This window comes from Halomicrobium urmianum, from assembly GCF_020217425.1.
In the GTDB taxonomy this organism is placed as follows: Archaea; Halobacteriota; Halobacteria; order Halobacteriales; family Haloarculaceae; genus Halomicrobium; species Halomicrobium urmianum.
The window spans coordinates 2,187,792-2,204,517 of the sequence record NZ_CP084090.1 but is presented as its reverse complement, the minus strand read 5'-3'; the positions used below and the strand labels follow the sequence as shown (position 1 = coordinate 2,204,517).

Annotated in this window: 14 protein-coding genes; 5 read left to right on the top strand and 9 right to left on the bottom strand. The window is 72.0% G+C overall.

Translation table 11 applies throughout. The annotated features are described in order from the left end of the window. Positions 1–457: 457 nt before the first annotated feature. Genes LCY71_RS11020 through LCY71_RS11010 form a run of 3 tightly spaced genes read left to right on the top strand, consistent with a single transcriptional unit; the run spans position 458 to position 3,457 of the window. Complete coding sequence (locus LCY71_RS11020; protein ID WP_225333196.1) at positions 458–1,411, top strand: WD40/YVTN/BNR-like repeat-containing protein; 954 nt, start codon at positions 458–460, stop codon at positions 1,409–1,411. Positions 1,412–1,466: 55 nt separating this feature from the next. Then, positions 1,467–2,483 (top strand): Gfo/Idh/MocA family protein, encoded by a 1,017-nt coding sequence (locus tag LCY71_RS11015; RefSeq protein WP_225333195.1) that lies wholly within the window; start codon positions 1,467–1,469, stop codon positions 2,481–2,483. Beyond that, positions 2,480–3,457, top strand: coding sequence for a Gfo/Idh/MocA family protein (locus LCY71_RS11010; protein WP_225333194.1), 978 nt, complete (start codon positions 2,480–2,482; stop codon positions 3,455–3,457). The genes LCY71_RS11015 and LCY71_RS11010 overlap by 4 nt, the downstream gene beginning before the upstream one ends. Before the next feature lie 22 nt (positions 3,458–3,479). On the opposite strand, the gene LCY71_RS11005 is transcribed toward LCY71_RS11010, so the two are convergent. Beyond that, the gene (locus LCY71_RS11005) at positions 3,480–4,211 is read right to left on the bottom strand and encodes a sugar phosphate isomerase/epimerase family protein (RefSeq protein ID WP_225333193.1); all 732 of its coding nucleotides are present in this window, start codon (positions 4,209–4,211) and stop codon (positions 3,480–3,482) included. 149 nt (positions 4,212–4,360) lie between these two features. Here LCY71_RS11005 and LCY71_RS11000 point away from each other — a divergent pair, with 149 nt between their 5' ends. Continuing rightward, entirely contained in the window at positions 4,361–5,449 is a 1,089-nt protein-coding gene (locus tag LCY71_RS11000; protein ID WP_225333192.1) for a geranylgeranyl reductase family protein, read from the top strand. A gap of 160 nt (positions 5,450–5,609) precedes the next feature. Here LCY71_RS11000 and LCY71_RS10995 read toward each other — a convergent pair whose 3' ends face one another. From LCY71_RS10995 to LCY71_RS10960, 8 genes are all read right to left on the bottom strand, one after another. Continuing rightward, a complete protein-coding gene (locus tag LCY71_RS10995) occupies positions 5,610–5,918 on the bottom strand; it encodes a DUF7521 family protein (RefSeq protein ID WP_225333191.1) in 309 nt (102 codons plus the stop codon). Position 5,919: 1 nt separating this feature from the next. Next, positions 5,920–6,291 carry an ArsR/SmtB family transcription factor gene (locus LCY71_RS10990; protein WP_373325130.1) on the bottom strand — a complete coding sequence of 124 codons (372 nt, stop codon included), beginning with the start codon at positions 6,289–6,291 and terminating at the stop codon, positions 5,920–5,922. Positions 6,292–6,627: 336 nt separating this feature from the next. Next, positions 6,628–7,773 carry a LolA family protein gene (locus LCY71_RS10985; protein ID WP_225333189.1) on the bottom strand — a complete coding sequence of 382 codons (1,146 nt, stop codon included), beginning with the start codon at positions 7,771–7,773 and terminating at the stop codon, positions 6,628–6,630. Positions 7,774–7,983: 210 nt separating this feature from the next. Next, positions 7,984–9,078: a CAF17-like 4Fe-4S cluster assembly/insertion protein YgfZ gene (gene ygfZ, locus LCY71_RS10980; protein WP_225333188.1), complete on the bottom strand. Its 1,095-nt coding sequence runs from the start codon at positions 9,076–9,078 to the stop codon at positions 7,984–7,986. An 82-nt stretch (positions 9,079–9,160) separates the two neighbouring features. Next, positions 9,161–10,102 carry a PfkB family carbohydrate kinase gene (locus LCY71_RS10975; RefSeq protein WP_225333187.1) on the bottom strand — a complete coding sequence of 314 codons (942 nt, stop codon included), beginning with the start codon at positions 10,100–10,102 and terminating at the stop codon, positions 9,161–9,163. A gap of 102 nt (positions 10,103–10,204) precedes the next feature. Continuing rightward, entirely contained in the window at positions 10,205–12,418 is a 2,214-nt protein-coding gene (gene mutL / locus LCY71_RS10970) for a DNA mismatch repair endonuclease MutL (protein WP_225333186.1), read from the bottom strand. A gap of 27 nt (positions 12,419–12,445) precedes the next feature. Then, a complete protein-coding gene (locus LCY71_RS10965) occupies positions 12,446–13,651 on the bottom strand; it encodes a TrmB family transcriptional regulator (RefSeq protein WP_225333185.1) in 1,206 nt (401 codons plus the stop codon). An 84-nt stretch (positions 13,652–13,735) separates the two neighbouring features. Further along, positions 13,736–15,955, bottom strand: a complete 2,220-nt coding sequence (locus LCY71_RS10960; RefSeq protein ID WP_225333184.1) for a glycoside hydrolase family 3 N-terminal domain-containing protein — start codon at positions 15,953–15,955, stop codon at positions 13,736–13,738. Between the two features lie 333 nt (positions 15,956–16,288). Here LCY71_RS10960 and LCY71_RS10955 point away from each other — a divergent pair, with 333 nt between their 5' ends. Then, positions 16,289–16,687 (top strand): hypothetical protein, encoded by a 399-nt coding sequence (locus LCY71_RS10955; RefSeq protein ID WP_225333183.1) that lies wholly within the window; start codon positions 16,289–16,291, stop codon positions 16,685–16,687. Positions 16,688–16,726: the final 39 nt, after the last annotated feature.

Sequence of the window (16,726 nt, the reverse complement as noted above, 5' to 3'; positions counted from 1 at the left end):
CCTCCATCCGCAGCTCTAGTTGACGTTCTGACACACGTAAACAGGGCGACCGTTTGCAGTTCCGGAGCGGCGCGGTATCGGCTAAGACTGCCTTACTGCGGCCGGCTGGAACTGAATAGTGGCGACGTCGAGTCGGAGTTGCCCGTGACTTGCTAGCGGTCGTTGGCCGGTCGCGGCCGCCCGACTTTCATACTCGGTGTCATCACCTGCGAGTTGCCGACGCACGTCGGCCAGCAGCGCCCCCTTACCGACCTCACGCGGCGCGTACCGTCGGCCTAGGGCGGGACCGGGGCGGTAGATTACCGACCGCGGCAGCCAGTCGACGCGAGCAGACCACCGCCACGACGGTGCCCTGACGTGGACCGCTCACCGACGTCGAGCGTGGGCCATCCCGGCGTCGTGGTGCAGGCCCGGACGCCGGCGAGATTGTTTATCCCCCGAAACCGTAGCGTGCGGTATGCCGACCCTCTACGCAGCGCTCGACGACCGCGTCCTCGCGGTCGAGGAAGCCGTCAGCGACGCCCTCGTCGGTTACGACCTCGAGTGCGTCGCGGCCCACCCCGACGCACCCCGCCGGGCTTTCGCCGGCACCGTCGACGCGGGCCTCCGGCGGACGACCGACGGCGGGGAGACGTGGGACCGCTCGCTGGACGTCGACGCTCGCGTCACCGCCGCGACGGTGAGCCCACACGACCCGGACGTCGTCTGGGCGGGCACCGAACCCTCCGCCGTCTACCGCTCGACGGACGGCGGCGAGACCTGGGCCGCGCGGCCCGGCCTGACCGACCTCGACAGCGAGGAGCGCTGGTCGTTCCCGCCGCGGCCCCACACCCACCACGTCCGCTGGATCGAGGTCGACCCCCGCGACCCGGACCGCCTCTACGTCGCCATCGAGGCGGGCGCGCTCGTCCGGACGGACGACGCCGGGGAGACGTGGATCGACCACCCCGCCGGCGCGCGCCGGGACAACCACACGATCGCGACCCATCCCGACGCCCCGGGTCGCGTGTACTCGGCCGCCGGCGACGGGTACGCCGAGTCGACCGACGGCGGCGACACGTGGACCCACCCGCAGGACGGCCTCGACCACCGCTACGTCTGGGGGCTGGCCGTCGGCGACGACCCGGACGACGTCGTCGTCTCCTCGGCCAGCGGGGCGCGGTCCGCTCACGACCCGGACGGGACCGCGTACGTATACCGGCGGTCGGGGGACGACTGGGCGGTCGCGATGGACGGCCTGCCGGGACCGGAGGGCGCCGCCCGTCCGGTCCTCGCCCACCGTGATCGCTTCTACGCGCTGAGCAACGACGGCGTCTACGCAAGCGAGGAAGGGTACGCCTGGGAGCCGCTGGACCTGTCCTGGTCGAGCGCGTACCGCGAGCAGGTGCCCCGCGGCCTGGCGGTCGTCTGAGTTCCGTCGCTTTCACCGACATAAGCTAATTAGTGACCCGGTCCCACGGACCGGTATGGTATCGGTCTGTCTGCTCGGCGCAGGGTTCATGGCGGAGATGCACTGCGGAGCGTACGACTACGTCGAGGACGTCGACGTGACGGCCGTCGTCTCGCCGAACAGCGCCGACGCGTTCGTCGAGGAGCAGGGGCTGGACGCGACGGCGTTCTCCGACGTCGAGACGGCGCTGTCCGAGGCCGACGTGGACGCGGTGGACGTCTGCACGCCGACGCACACCCACCGCGAGCACGTCGAGCGGGCGGTCGAGGCTGGACTGCCCGTCGTCTGCGAGAAGCCGCTGGCGCCGACGCTCGCCGACGCCGCCGCGGTCCGCGAGACGGTCGCAGGGGCCGACGTGCCCGTGATGGTCGCGCACGTCCTGCGGTACTTCCCGCAGTACGCCGCCGCGCGCGACCAGGTCGCCGACGGCCGCATCGGGGCGGCCGGCGTCGCCCGCGCCCGTCGGCTCTCGCCGTTCCCCGACTGGGCCGAGTGGTACGCCGACCGGGAGTCGAGCGGCGGCGTCTTCCTCGATCTGGCGATCCACGACTTCGACTTCCTCCGGTGGACCGTCGGCGAGGTCGAGCGCGTCTTCGCCCGCCGGACCCGCGAGGACGGCCTGGAGCACGGGACGGCGACGCTGTCCTTCGAAGACGGGTCGACGGGCTACGTCGAGGCGTCGTGGGCCCAGCCCGGGAGCCGGGAGCTAGAGTTCGAGCTCGAACTCGCAGGCGACGAGGGCGTCGTGAGCTACGACTCCGGCGACGACGCGCCCGTGCGACTGTGGACTGGGGAGGCGGCGAGCGACGAGAGTCCGGCCGGGCCGGCCGACGGCTACGTGCGGGAACTGCGGCACTTCGTCGACTGCGTTCGGTCGGGCGCGACGCCCGACGTGGACGTCGACGCGGCCATCGAGGCGATGCGGATCTCGAAGGCGGCCGAGCGGTCCGCCGAGCGCGGCGAACCGGTCGCGGTCGCCGAGGTGACCGCCGACGGCGACGATACGGCCGCGGACGGGGAGGTGGACGCATGACCCGCGTCGGCATCTGCTCGACGGCCCACCTCCACCACGCGGCCTACGCCCCGATCCTGCAGGGGATGGACGGCGTCGAGTTCCTGGGCGTCGCCGACGGGGACGAGGAGCGCGGCCGGTCGGCGGCCGAGGCGCTCGGCTGTGATTACCGGGAGCCCGACGAGCTGCTCGACGCGGCGGACGGCGTGGTCGTCTGCTCGACCAACGCCGCCCACCGCGAGTGGATCGAGCGGGCGGGCGAGCGCGGGACGCACGTCCTCTCGGAGAAGCCGCTGGCGCCGACCGTCGACGAGGCCCGGGCCGCCGTCGAGGCGGCCGAGGACGCCGGGATCCGTCTGGGCGTGGCCATGCCGCTCCGGTTCAGCGAGCCGATCCGGCGCGCCGAGGACGCGCTGGCCGCGGGCGAACTGGGCGACCTCTACGCGATTTCGGGGACCAACCGCGGCGAGATGCCCGGCGGCTGGTTCACCGACCCCGAGGAGTCCGGGGGTGGCGCGATCATGGACCACACCGCACACGTCGTCGACGTCGTCCACGACCTGACGGAGCGGGAGGTCGCCGAGGTGTACGCCGAGAGCGGCTCCCGCTTTCACGACGTTCCCGTCGAGGACGTCAACGTGCTCTCGATGACGCTGGAGGACGGCACGCAGTTCCTGCTGGACGGGTCCTGGTCGCGGCCCGACGAGTGGCCCACGTGGGGCGGCGCGACGCTGGAGCTACAGGGCCGCGACGGGACGATGGCCGTCGACTGCTTCGGTCAGACTCTGGAGTACGTCGGCAGCCAGGGCGAGACCGACACCGAGACGGCGTTCTGGGGCCGGGATCCGAACGCCGGCCTGATCGAGGACTTCGTCGCGAGCCTGCGGGAGGGGCGCGATCCCGAGATCTCCGGCGAGGAGGCGGTGCGGATCGTCGCCGTGATCGAGGCCGCCTACGAGTCCGTCGAGCGCGGCGAGCCCGTCTCCGTCGAGTGATCCCGCTCGCGGGAGGGGGCGGCTACCGCCGCACGAACCGCTCGCCGGCGTGAGCGAGCTCCGCCGCGGGCTCGTCGGTCGATCCGTTCTCGTAGACGTACCACTCGATGCCGGCGTCGGCGGCGGCGTCGAACACCGCGCCGTAGTCGACGTCGCCCTCGCCGAAGGAGACGTGCGCCGGGTCCGGGTCGTCGAAGTCGGCGTCAGTGCAGTGCAGCAGTTCGATCCGGCCGCCGTAGCTCTCGATCAGTTCGGCCGGATCCGTCCCGGCGCTGGCCGCGAGACCGACGTCGAGTTCGAAGTCCAGCGTCTGGGTCTCGGCGACGAGCGTGTCGAACGCGGTCCCGCCGGCCAGTTCGGTGAACTCCGCGTCGTGGTTGTGATAGAGCAGCGGGACGTCGTGCTCGTCCAGGCGGTCCGCGAGCGCCTCCAGGCGCTCGGCGGTCTCCGTGACGGACTCCTCGTCGGCGAAGTGCTCGTCGTCCAGGTAGGGCACCACGAGCCGCTCGCAGCGGAGGTCGCGATAGCGGTCGACGGTCGCCTCGAGGTCTCCCTCCAGGTCCTCGATGGGGACGTGGGCGGCCGGAACCCGGAGACCCGTCTCGGCGAGCGCGTCGCGGACCGCCTCGGGGTCGGCCTCGGGCACGCGGTAGGCGTACTCCACCCCGTCGAAGCCGGCCTCGGAGACCCGTTCGAGGAGTTCGGTCACCGGCGCGTCGATCTCCCGCAGCGTGTACAGCTGGATCGCGTCCATATCCGGGAGAGGAGCGGGGGGCACAAAAGGACTGGCGCGGACTCCGGACGCGACGGTGGCCCGGGCGCGGCCGACGGCCACCGGATTCGGTGCCGCGTTCAGACGGAAAAAGCCAACTAACAAGGGAATCGGCGACGGACTCGCCGCGTATGCACGACTTCGTCGTGGTGGGGTGTGGGCCCGCCGGCTCGCGCTTCGCCCGCCGGGCCAGCGAGGCCGGCTACGACGTCCTCGCGTTCGAGCAGGGCGCGGTCGGCGAGCCGCTGGCCTGCTCCGGCCACGTCAGCACCGATGTCTGGGAGTACGCGCCCGACGGCGCCCGCGCCGACCTCCTCCAGAACGAGGTGTACGGCGCCCGGTTCCACCTCGGCGACGCCGACAGCCGCGCCCACCGCTTCCACAAGGACGAGGTGATCTCGAACGTCATCGACCGCGTCGGCCTCGACCGGACGCTCGCCGAGGCGGCCCGCGACGCCGGCGCGGACCTCCGCGAGGACCACACCGTCCTGGACGTGGCAGAGCACCGGGACCACGTCGCCGTCGAAGTGCGCGGGCCGGACGGCACGGAGACTCATCGGGCGCGCATGGTGGCCGGTTGCGACGGCCCGAAGTCCCGCGTGCGCCGCGCGCTTTCTCTCCCCGAACCGGACGAGTTGCTCCACGGCGTGCTGGGATTCACCGACGAGCGGGACGACGGCGACTTCGTCGACGTCCACCTCACCGTCCCGCGCTTCTTCGCCTGGCGCATCCCCCGCGGCGAGACCGGCGTCGAGTACGGCCTGGCCATGCCGCCCGGCCACGACGTCCGCGACCGCTTCGAGGCCTTCACCGGCGGCTACGGCGTCGAGACCGACCGCCGCTGCTCCGGGCTGATCCCCATCGGCCCGCCGAAGCGCGTGACGGGCCGCAGGTCGTTCCTGATCGGCGACGCGGCCGCCCAGACCAAGCCGTTCACGGGCGGCGGCATCCTCTACGGCATGACCGCGGCCGACCACGCCGCCCGCGAGATCGATCCGACCGACCCGGGAACGCTGGGCGACTACGAGCGCGCCTGGCGCGACGACCTCCGCGACGAGATCCGGCTGGGCCGCCTCGTGCGGGCGGGCTACTCGGCGCCCGAACCGCTCCAGCGGGCCGGTATGCGCGCCTTCGAGGGCGAGATTGGCGTCCACATGGACCGTCCGACGACGCTGTTCTCCCGGGAACAGCTGCGCGCGCTCGTCCCGTCGCTCCGCTGACAGCGGCGTCCCATGGCGTAACTGTTTTATCGATCCTCGCCCGAGTTGTCGGCGACGCTCCGTCTTGGAGGGCCGGAGCGTCAGCGGGGATCATTCAGGGCGACGAGGCGGCGCGTTTCTACCGCCGCCTCATTTCTCGTTTCGACGACCGACGCACCGATCAGCCGCGCCTGTGCAGGGAGTAGGCGATCAGCGACACGCCCACGAACTGGAACGTCCGCGTCGCGAGCGTCAGCGGCTGCTGGTACGACGCCGGGAGGTAGCCCCGCCGCAGCAGGACGGAGCCGGCGAAGGCGACGCCGAAGGAGACGGCGGTCAGCGAGATGAGGCCGAGCGAGAGGTACTGCATCGTGCGGCTGTGGTGGCGGCGGAAGCCGCGGTAGGCCTGGTAGCCGACGTACCCGCCCACGACTGTCGAGCCGAAGGCGAGCGCCGCGATCAGCCACTGTACGAGCGTCCAGGCGGCCATGTCAGAGGTGCTCCCACATCTTTGTGAATCGGTCCGCCGCGTCGTCTTCGTGCTGTCCGGGGAACTCCGGCGGGGGCGCCGCCTCGAGCGTCGCCTCGAAGGAGCCCTCGTCGAGCTGCAACGAGAACTCCGAGAGGGTCGCCGCGTAGGTGTTGTAGTCGTTGCCGCCGACTCGCACGCGGGTCTGTTCCTCGACGAGGTCGTGCTCCCGGAGCCGCTCGACGCGGCGGTACACAGTCGGCCCGGACATGTCGCACTCCTCGGCGATCTGCTTCGCCGACATGGGTCGCACGCTCGTCGCCGCGAGGATGGACCGCGCGTAGTCGTCGCTGAGCACGTCGAGGAGCGCGGCCAGCTCCGAGTCCCCACTCACGGTTCGAGTCATCGGCGGGTCACGAAATAAATGGTTCCGTCGGCTTCCGGGTGAGAAGTCCGGGTCCCCCGGCCGACCGGCGGTCGGCCAGGAACGACGCCCGCGACGGGCGGACCGCCCGGTCGGCCGGGGAGACGGAGACACCCCGAAGCGACAGCGGGGCTCGGGCAGGGATGGCAGCGGGGACCGTGATGGAGTGGGTCGCGAGGGGTGTGGCATCACGACCGCTGCACTTCGTCCTGCGCGCGGGGCGATCATAAACCGTGGCGGCGGGCTTCTGACCCAGAAGTCGGGGGTGGCAGAGCGACACCGGCGACACCGACCGTCGACGCCGCCTTATCGGTCGGCCGGACAGCCGACCGACCGGCCGACCTCGACGAGCAGCGAGGGTGGAACGCCCCGTCCGCGGACGGTGTAGCGGTAGGCGTCGCACTGCCAGGACAGCGAGTGGGTCGTCCCGCGGACGAGCGTCCCGTTCCGGTCGCCGATCCGGACGCGCTCGCCGTCGTTCCGGTTCCGGTAGGTGTAGTCGTACTTCGCGACGCCGATCCAGGACGTCTCGTTCGCGTACCGGAGACTGACTCCGCTGACGCGCCCCTCGGTCGCCGTCGCGTAGGTAAGGGCGTACGACGGCGGCAGGTCCGGTGCCGGTACCGAGACGTTCGTCGCCGCCCGGAGGTCGTCGACCCGCCGGAAGGTCCGCGTCTCGGGCGTCTCCAGGTGCCGGACGGTCGCGTTCTCGGGGGCGGCGGGCTCGAAGGCGTCGTCGGACAGCCCCGGATCGAAGCGGACGTCCGCGTAGGTCGTCGTCAGGACGGTCCGCTCGCCGTCGTCGGTCCACGCCGTCCGCTGGCGCAGCGGGAAGAACCGCTCGGCGTCGAGCCACAGCGTCTGCTCGTAGTCGACGTCGACGCCCTCGCGGGGCGTGATCCGGAGGACGTGGGCCGGCCGGCCGTCGACGGCCTCCGTACCGGCGTAGCTGACACCGAGGTCGGTCCGGGCGGGCACCGATCCCGCGCCGCCCGATTCGGGGACGACCGGCAGCGGTTCGACGGGCGGACGTGCGCTCTCGTCGCCCGCAGACGCGTTCAGTCGGGCGAACAGCCGCTCGGTCCGCTCGCCGCGGACCGTCTGCTCCGGGACGCCGCCGTCGGGGATCACGATCGCGGTGCCCTCGTCGGCGTCGTACAGCCAGCGGACCGAGCCGTTCGAGACGCGGCGGTCGTACCGGTGCGGGCCCGACCGGAGGACCAGGCGCCGCTCGCCCGTCCCGGGTCGCAGGCGCACCGCATAGGTCGTCTCGCCGGCGACCGTTCCGTTGCGCTCGATCACCGTCGTCCGGTTGGCCGCGACGCCGTCGATCGAGTCGTACTGTGCTGCCACGTCGGCGTCGACGGCGGGGCGGGCCGGCGCGTCCCCGTCGGCGGCGACCAGCCAGGCGGTCCCGGCGAGCCCGCTCGCGACGACCAGCGTGACAGCCACGAGAACGAGACGTTCGGTGGTGACGTGCCGACGTACCATGTGTAGAGGAGCGATGTTTTTCGTGTGCCGCAGGGCGGCGTTGATACTAGATCCAGATATTGGGTATTTAAATTCTGGCGGTCACGGATCGGTGACTATCCGGCACCGATCGATCCAGTCGATCGGGGTCACGAATTCGCCGCGGGCGTCGCGACCGCAGTCAGCGGACCGTCACGCCGCGTCGTCGGGGTAGCGCGGCCGGCGAGCGGAGTCGTCGGACCCGTCGACGAAGGGGAGGGCGGTCCGCTCGGCGGCCACGGCGTCGCCGTCGACTCCGACGGTCAGGTCGGCCGGCGGGTCGTAATCGACCGCGGCCAGCGCGATCGGTTCACCGAGCGTCGGGCTCTCGACGGCGCGGGTGACCTCGCCGACGGCGGCGTCGCCGTCCAGAACGGCCGCGCCGGCCGCGGGGAGGGCCTCGCAGGAGAGCCCGACCAGCCGCTCGGGCGGGCGGCCGCGGTTCTCGATCCGGGCGACGACCTCCTGGCCGACGAAACAGCCCTTCTCGAAGTCCACCGCGTTGCGCAGGCCGACACCGTTCGGTATCCGGCCCTCGATCTCGGGCTCGAACAGGGGCGTCCCCGCCTCCAGTGTCAGCGCCTCCCACGTCCGGTACCCGAAGGGAGCGGCGTTGAGCCCGCGGTTCTCCAGCGTGTCGAACACCTCCTCGGCGACGTCGGCGGCACAGACCACCTCGAAGCCCTCCTCGCCGGCGAGACCGTCGCCCCGGATCACGGTGACGCCGGCGTCGACCATCGTTCCGCGGACGAAGGAGAGCGACCCGTCGGGCGAAGCCGCGTGGTTGAGGACGCTCGCGATCTTCTCGGTGGCCTGCGGGCCGTGGACGCCGAAGACGGCGAACTCGTCGGTGGCGTCGCGTATCTCGACGTCCTGGACGAAGGTCTTGCCGCGCCAGTCCTCGACCAGCGGGTCGGCGCGGTTCGGCGGCACGAACAGGAGCAGTCGCTCGCCGGCGTTGTAGACGTACATGTCCGTCTCGACGGCGCCGTCGGGATCCAGCAGGAGCGCGTAGACGCCCTCGCCGTCGGTCGTCGGCACGCGGTTCGAGACGGCATCGTCGACGAAGTCGACGCGGTCCTCGCCGGTGACGGTCACGACGCCGTAGCCCATCTCGATCACGCCGACGACGGTGCGCACCGCGCGGTGGACGCGCTCGGGCTTGCCGTAGTGGTCGACCACGCGCCGGCCCCCGACCTCGCGGAAGGCCGCGCCGTGGTCCTCGTGGACGCCCTCGATGACAGTCATTGGTCACGGATGGGAGCGTGACCCGGTTAAGGCTCCCGCACTTGCTTCCGGTCCGCGATCCGGGTGGGCACCTCAGCGCAGGTCACCGCCCGCTCGACGACCGCTCGTCGACGAGTCGCTGGACCTCGCGGGCGGAGACGTCGGGGATCGGTCCCTCGAGGGTCCGGGCCAGCGCGGCGGCCGCGGCCCCGCGGTCGAGCGCGTCCGCGACCGGTTCGTCGTCGAGCCGCGCCGCGAGGAAGGCGCCCGTGAAGGCCTCGTGATCGCCGGCGGAGTTCGCCACGTCGGCCTCGACGGCCGCGACCTCGTGGACCACGTTGTCGACGCGGGCGGCGGCGCTGCCGTCGGCACAGGTGATCACGACGCAGTCGAGGTCGTGGCCCGCCGCGACCGCGTGGACCACCTCGCGGGCGGACCCCGACTCGCCGAGCACCCGCTCGACGTCCCGCTCGCGGGCGATCAGCACGTCGACCGCGTCGAGCACGTCAGTGAAGTATTCGCGGGCGGCCTCGACCGACCACAGCCCGGGCCGGTAGTCCAGGTCGAGGACGCGGGTGCCGTCGAAGTGCCGGAACAGGGATCGGGCGGTGCGCCGCGCCGTCTCGGACAGCGCCGGCGTCGACCCGGCCACGAACAGCGTCTCCGCGTGCTCGATAGGTGCTCTGGGGAGCGCGTTGGCCTCGGTCTCGGCCATCGCCGCGCCGGTCCGGTCCTCGATCACGGCGCCCTCGCGGGGCTCTCGGCCCGGCTCACTGAAGGCCAGCCCCTGGCGGCCGTCCTCGATCCAGTCGACCGCCGTGTCCAGACCGTGTTCGTGCAGCTCGGCCACTACCCGCCGTCCCAGCGGCGTGTCGGGGAGTCGGGAGACCCACGTCGCCGCAGCGCCCAGCCGCGACGCAGCGACGGCCGCGTTGCTCTCGGTCCCATCGGCCCGCAGTCCCAGATCGCGGGCGTGCTCGAGGCGGTCGCTCTCCGACGGCGCGAGTGCCAGCGGCGTCTCCCCGACGGCGACGAGTCGCGTCATGGACACCCCGTCAGTCCGGTGCGGCTTAACTCATGCGGGAGTATCGCCAGACCGGACCGGGTCCGAGCCGACAGTTCGCCCGAGCGGGCCCGGTCGCCCCGGTCACTCCCGCCGGCCGGTGTGCCCGGGGTAGTCCCGCTCGAAGCGATCCTCCAGTTCGGCCTCGTCGAGCCGGACCACCACGGGCCGGCCGTGCGGGCAGGCCCAGGGGTTCTCGCAGTCGTCGAGTTCGGCCAGGAGGTCCCGTATCGACCCCTCCGTCAGCGACGTGTTGCCGGTGATCGAGGGGTAGCAGGCCAGGTCGGCCAGCAGGTCGTCGGCGGCCGCTTCGACCGTCTCGGCCGCGTCGCGGTCCTCGCTGACGAACGACGAGAGGACGTCCCGCACCAGGTCCGGGCCGGCCGCCTCGGCCACGACGCCGGGCAGCGTCCGCACCTCGACGGTCCGCTCGCCGGTCCGCTCGGCGTGGAAGCCCAGGCTGGCCAGCGCGGCCTCTCGGTCCGCGAAGGCGGCGGCCTCCCTGGCCGTCAGCTCCAGCTCGACGGGCTCGGCCAGGGCCTGCGTCGTCGTCTCGCCCTCGAAGGTCGCCGTCAGCCGCTCGTAGTTGATCCGCTCGTCGGCCGCGTGCTGGTCGACCAGCACGAGGCCGTCGTCGGTCTCCGCGACGACGTACGTCTCCCGATACTGGCCGAGGATCCGCATCGCGGGCAGCGAGTCGAACGACGCCGCGGGGTCGTCGGGGTCCTCGCCCAGCCGGGACTGCTCGCCGCCGCCGGCGAACTTCCGGCCAGGGGCGTCGGTGGGCGAGTCGTCCGCTCGACCCGAGGCGGGGGCCGTACGGTCATCGTCGGCGGCGGATGCGTCCGCGGACGCGCCGCCGGACGGCCGGGGGCTGCGGTCCGCGCCCGACGAACTACCCTGGGACGATCGCGGCGCGGACCCGCCGTTGCTCCGCGCCGACGCGGCCGCGTCGGTGGTCGACCGGTCGCCGCTACCGACCCCGGTCTCGCCTCGGCCGGTCGACGCCCCGGCGTCGATACCCGCCGACGCCCCTGACCCCGAATCGCCGTCGACGGCGGGTTCGCGGTCGGCGGCAGATTGGCCGTCGACGGCCGGCCCGCGGTCGCCGGCCTCCGTCATGCCGGGGTCGGCCGAATCGGCCGCGTCCGGGTCGACTGTGCCCGCGGTGCCGTCCGCGACGCCCGACTCGCTCGCGGCGTCGCCGCCGGATTCTTCTCCGCGCTCCGGCGCGATCTCGGTCTGCTCGGGCGCCGACCGGCCGCGGGGCGCCGTCGAGCGGAGCAGCCCCTCCCGGAGCAGGGCGTCCTCGACGGCCGTCTCGACCTGCTCGCGGGCGCCCGATTCGTCGGCGAATCGGACTTCCATCTTCCGCGGGTGGACGTTGACGTCGACGTTGGCCGGGTCCATCTCGCAGAAGAGGACGGCGAAGGGATAGCGGTCCGGCGCCAGCTGCGTCCCGTAGGCCTCGACGACGGCCTCGCGGACGGCGTCGGCGCGGACGTACCGGCCGTTGACGTACGTCGAGAGGTACTCGCGGCCGGCGCGGTTGGTCTCGGGGTGGCTGACCAGCCCCGTGACGGCGTCCAGTGGCCCGTCTGGCAACTCGTCGCCGTCGGCCTCGACGGAGGTCATCGACGTCGCAACCTCCCGGCCGTAGACGCTCATCACCGTCTCCCGGAGGTCGCCCTGGCCGGTGGTAGCGAACGTCTCGCGGCCGTCGTGGGAGAGGGTGACCGCGACGGCAGGGTTCGCGAGCGCGTAGCTCGTGACGACGGTGTTGACGTGGGCGAACTCCGTCGAGGCCTGCTTGAGGTACTTCCGGCGCGCGGGGACGTTGTAGAAGAGGTCCTCGACCTCGACGGTGGTCCCCTCGGGACAGCCCGCGGGGGAGACGTCAGTGACCTCGCCGCCCTCCAGGCGGAGTTCGGTGCCCTCGCCGCCGCCCCGCGGGCGCGTGGTGACGGTCACGCGGGAGACGGCCCCGATGGCGTGCAGGGCCTCGCCGCGGAAGCCCAGCGTCGCGACGCCGCCCTCCAGGTCGTCGACGTCGGTGATCTTCGAGGTGGTGTGCTTCTCGACGGCGCGGCGGACCTCCTCGCGGGTCATCCCGACGCCGTCGTCGGTGACGCGGATCCCGTCGCGGCCGCCGTCAGCGACGGCCACCTCGACGCGGTCGGCGTCGGCGTCGAGGCTGTTCTCGACGAGTTCCTTCACCGCCGAGGCCGGCCGCTCGACCACCTCGCCCGCGGCGATGCGCTCGACCGTCTCCGGATCGAGTTCCCGGATCTCCGTCATGGGAGCCACCCGCCTGTCATGCCCTGATCATTCGTCGCCGGCGTCAAAGCCCCTTCGACCGTCGCCGTCGGTCGTCGCTTCCCCGTCCGTCGCCGTCTCGACCGCCGATTCGTCGACCGGCCACTCGGTGCCCCCGGGCGAGAGCCAGTCGGCGGGCGACGAGTCGGCGGGCGACGAGCCGGGGTAAGAGATCCCGTCGACGCGGATGACTTCGGTCTCGAGGTCCTCGTAGAGGGTCCCCCAGCCGCCGACCGTCCGGAGCTGCCCCTCGTCGTTCAGGACGACCAGCGCCGAGATGCCGGCCAGTTCCTCGAACGTGGGCGACCGGGAGGGCCAGAGCGCGTCCTCGGCGAGCATGTCGACGACGACGCCGCCCACGGTCGCGCGCTCGCCGGTCCCGGGCACGTGGCCCTCGGCGGTGATCTCGACTGCGGCCCCGTCGTGCCACAGCGGCGCGGCGTCGCGGACGAACTCCTCGATGCTGACGTAGGTAGGGCGGTCCGCCCCCACGGTCAGCGTGTCCGACTGGGCCTTCACGCAGGTCATGAAGTACCAGTGCAGGATGAAAGAGAGGATGGTGTCGTCCAGCAGGATGCCGTACGGTTCGTCGCCGTGGACGTTCGGTGCGAAGTACGACTGCCGCCGGTCGACGATGGCCAGGAACGGCCCCGGGAGCGCCCTGTGGTGGACCTCCGTCAGGGACGTGTCCGCGAGGTCAAGACCGTCCGCCGGGCCGTACAGGACCACCCGGATGATGACGCCCCGCTCGGCGGCCTCGACGAGGGCCGGCCGCAGCGCCTCGAACTGGTCGGACCTGAGGGCGATCTCGACCGAGACGTCGGCCTCCCCGAGGGCCTCCCTAGCCCTGTCGAGGACCGTCTCCCGATGCTTGACGACGCTGGCCCGGTAGTCCTCCGGGGCGGGCCGCTCCCAGCGGTCCTCGATCTCGTCGGCCGCGTCGGTCAGCAGCTCCCCCGTCCCCCGTAGCTCCTCGAGGACGGTGTTCGGTTCGGTCGCCCGGGCGTGCAGCCGGTCGCGCTCGACGGTCTCGACGAAGCCCTGATCCTCCAGCGACCGCACCACGTCGTAGGTCTGTGACGTCGGGACGCCGGCTCGGTCGGCCACGTCCACCACTGGCGCCGACCCCAGTTCCAGCAGTGCGAGGTAGACGTCCGCCTGGTACGATGTCAGCCCGGCGCGCGTCAGCGCGTCGTGGAGCCGGTCGGTGTCCATGGAGGATAGCAAACGTCTCAGGAGTAAAACGTTCCGCCGCAGTCGTTGCACTTAATTGAATAGTGAGCGGTTCGAACGGCGCAGTCAGTACTCGGAGGTGACCTCGAAGGAGGCCTCCAGACCCCCGACTTCGAGGTCGAACCGGCCGGGCTCGATGGTCTTGCGGCCGTCGGAGTCGGTGACCGCGAGCGCGCGGTTCGGGACCTCGATCTCGACGGTCGCGGACTCGCCGGACGCCAGTTCGACGCGGTCGTAGCCGACGTGTTCCTTCACGGGCCGGACGCGACTGCTGACGGCGTCCGACAGGAAGGCGTCGACGGCGCGTGTGCCCGCGCGGTCGCCGACGTTCTCGACCTCGACGGTGGCAGTGACCGACTCACCGGGCCCGATCTCGGTCTCGGACAGCTCCAGGTTCCGGACCGCGAAGTCCGTGTAGCTTAGGCCGTGTCCGAACTCGAACAGCGGGTCGTAGGAGTCGGGGTGCTCGTCCGCGCCGATCGGGGTCGGATGGCGCAGGTAGTTGAAGCGCGTCGGCAGGTGTGCCGCGGACTTCGGGACCGAGATGGGGAGCTTCCCGGCGGGGTTGTGCTCGCCGAACAGCGTCTCCGCGACGGCCTGGCCGCCCTCGTTGCCCGGGTAGTAGGACTGCAGGATGGCCGGGACGTTGTCGGCGGCCCAGGTGATCGCCAGCGGCCGGCCGGTGATCGTCACGAGGACGGTCGGCGTCCCCGTCTCGTGGACGGTCCGCAACAGCTCCTGCTGGGCGTCGGACAGTTCGAGGTCGGTCCGCGTGGGCCAGGTGCCGGTCTGGCCGGCGATGTCCTGCGGCCCGAACTCGTGGAAGTACCAGTTCTCGCCCAGCACGGCGACGGCGACGTCGCTGTCCGCGGCAGCCTCGCGGACCGCGTCGAGGTCGTCCGTCTCCCGCACCGTGGCGCCCCGCTCGTAGCGGACAGTGGTCTCGTCGCCCACGACGTCCTCGACGCCCTCCAGCACGGTCGTGCCCGAGGTCTCCTCGACCTCGTCGACGCCCCAGCCGCCCATCTGGTGCTTGAGGTCGTCGGCGTTCGGCCCGGTCAGCAGGACCGAGTCGACGTCGGGGTCGAGCGGCAGCAGGTCGTCCTCGTTCTTCAGCAGCGTCTGGGCCTGACGGGCGGCCTCGAGGGCGTGCTCGCGGTGCTCCTCGCGGCCGATGACCTCGCTGGCGCGGTCGACGTCGACGTAGGGGTCGGCGAACAGGCCGACGTCCCGTTTGAGTTCGAGGATGCGGCGGACGGCCTCGTCGACGCGCTCCTCGCTGAGCTCGCCGTCCTCGACGAGCGACTGGATGTGCTCGGCGTACTCGGGACCGCCGATGGAGACCTGGTCGAGGCCGGCCTGGACGGCCTGGCGGGCGGAGTCGCGCTGGTCGCGGGCCGTCTTGTGCTTCTCGTGGAGCATGTCGACGCCGCCCCAGTCCGAGAGGACGGGACCGTCGAAGCCCAGGCGTTCGCGCAGCAGCTCCGTGAGGTACCGCTCGGAGCCGTGGACCGGCAGGCCGTCGATGGAGTTGTAGCAGGGCATGACGATGCGCGCGCCCGCGTCGATGGCCTTCTCGAACGGCGGCAGGAAGGTGTGGTGGATAGTGCTGGGCGAACGGTCGACGGCGCCGGTGTCCTCGCCGCCCTCAGGGTCGCCGTAGGCAGGGAAGTGCTTGGCCGTCGCGGCGACGCCCTCGCCCTCCGGCGGGTCGGTCTGGCCGCGGATCAGCGCCGCGCCCAAGTCGCCACACAGCAGCGGGCTCTCGCCGAACGTCTCGAAGGTGCGCCCCCACCGGGGATCCCGGACGAGGTCGCAGTTCGGGCCGTAGTTGATCCGGGCGCCGCTGGCGCGGATCTCCGTGCCCGTGATCTCGCCGCTGCGCTCGACCAGCGGCTCGTTGCGCGTCGCCGCCATCCCCAGGCCGTGGGGGTACACCGCGGCCTCATTGACGTACGCGTTGCCGTGGATTGCGTCGACCGGCAGCAACACCGGGATGCCGTGGTCGGTCTCCTCGACCGCTACCCGCTGGAGTTCGTTCGAGAGCTCGGCGACCGCCTCGGGGTCGTGGTGCCAGGACACCCCGATCCCGAAGGCCGCGACGGAGCCCACGTCGTGCTCGCGGATCATCTCCTTGGCGTCCTCCGGCGAGACGTCGAAGTCCATCGACCCGACGAACGTCCCCACCATCTGCCCGACCTTCTCCGAGAGCGAGAGATTCTCGAGGAGCTCGTCTACGTCGACGGCGTCACCGCCTGTCGTAGATACCGACTCGCTAGATGCCATACGCCCTTCGATTCCGATAGTGTCCACATAAATATATGGGTCGCGGGACAGCCAGTGCGCCGCCAGCGGCCCCGACGCCGCCGTTTGCGGTCGGTTGGCCGGTTGAGGGGCGGTTCGGACGAGGGCCAGCCGGTCTACTCGCGGCTCGCGTGTCGCCTCACTTCGCTCCGTTCCCGCTCGCTCTCTCCGAGGCCGCTCCCTGCGGTCGCGACTTCGCGGCCCACGTGTATTCGCTGCGCTCACTCCCGCTCGCTGCTATCGGGGTTCCTCCCTGCGGTCGGAACCCCGCTACCCGGGAACAACTACATGCCGGTCGAGGCGCTATCGTCGACCGTGCCCGGGTACGATCCGTCGGACGTGCCGCTGTACGAGACCCAGTCAGCCCGCGACGACGCCTACGCGGCCGCGGAGGCCGAGGGAAGACCCTTCTTCGCCGTCGAGCGCTACGACGAGGGGTACGCCGTCACGGCCGACCTCATGCCGGCGGGCTATCGCCTCTCCGAGTCCGCCCACTCCGAGCTGAAGGAGCTGCTCACACGCCGGGTCGAGGCGGTCGTCGGCGACGACGGCTACCCGACCGAGGAGGTGGGGCGGACCCTCGGCGACGCGCTGGTGAACCTCTCCTTCTTCGAGCGCGAGGCGACCGCCCGCGAGGTGGCCGCCGCCCTCTCGGAACTGATGCTCGACGAGGACAACTGGGTCGAGGCGAGCGGGCCCGGCGGCCTGCCGTGAGCGAGGGGCCTGACGAGTCGCAGCCGGCTGACCCGCCGT

What these genes read in the sequence shown, in the direction of transcription:
- LCY71_RS11020 (WP_225333196.1), top strand. Translation starts at nt 458, where the DNA reads ATGCCGACCCTCTACGCAGCGCTCGACGACCGCGTCCTCGCGGTCGAG.
- LCY71_RS11015 (WP_225333195.1), top strand. Translation starts at nt 1,467, where the DNA reads ATGGTATCGGTCTGTCTGCTCGGCGCAGGGTTCATGGCGGAGATGCAC.
- LCY71_RS11010 (WP_225333194.1), top strand. Translation starts at nt 2,480, where the DNA reads ATGACCCGCGTCGGCATCTGCTCGACGGCCCACCTCCACCACGCGGCC.
- LCY71_RS11005 (WP_225333193.1), bottom strand. Translation starts at nt 4,211, where the DNA reads ATGGACGCGATCCAGCTGTACACGCTGCGGGAGATCGACGCGCCGGTG.
- LCY71_RS11000 (WP_225333192.1), top strand. Translation starts at nt 4,361, where the DNA reads ATGCACGACTTCGTCGTGGTGGGGTGTGGGCCCGCCGGCTCGCGCTTC.
- LCY71_RS10995 (WP_225333191.1), bottom strand. Translation starts at nt 5,918, where the DNA reads ATGGCCGCCTGGACGCTCGTACAGTGGCTGATCGCGGCGCTCGCCTTC.
- ygfZ (WP_225333188.1), bottom strand. Translation starts at nt 9,078, where the DNA reads ATGACTGTCATCGAGGGCGTCCACGAGGACCACGGCGCGGCCTTCCGC.
- LCY71_RS10975 (WP_225333187.1), bottom strand. Translation starts at nt 10,102, where the DNA reads ATGACGCGACTCGTCGCCGTCGGGGAGACGCCGCTGGCACTCGCGCCG.
- mutL (WP_225333186.1), bottom strand. Translation starts at nt 12,418, where the DNA reads ATGACGGAGATCCGGGAACTCGATCCGGAGACGGTCGAGCGCATCGCC.
- LCY71_RS10965 (WP_225333185.1), bottom strand. Translation starts at nt 13,651, where the DNA reads ATGGACACCGACCGGCTCCACGACGCGCTGACGCGCGCCGGGCTGACA.
- LCY71_RS10960 (WP_225333184.1), bottom strand. Translation starts at nt 15,955, where the DNA reads ATGGCATCTAGCGAGTCGGTATCTACGACAGGCGGTGACGCCGTCGAC.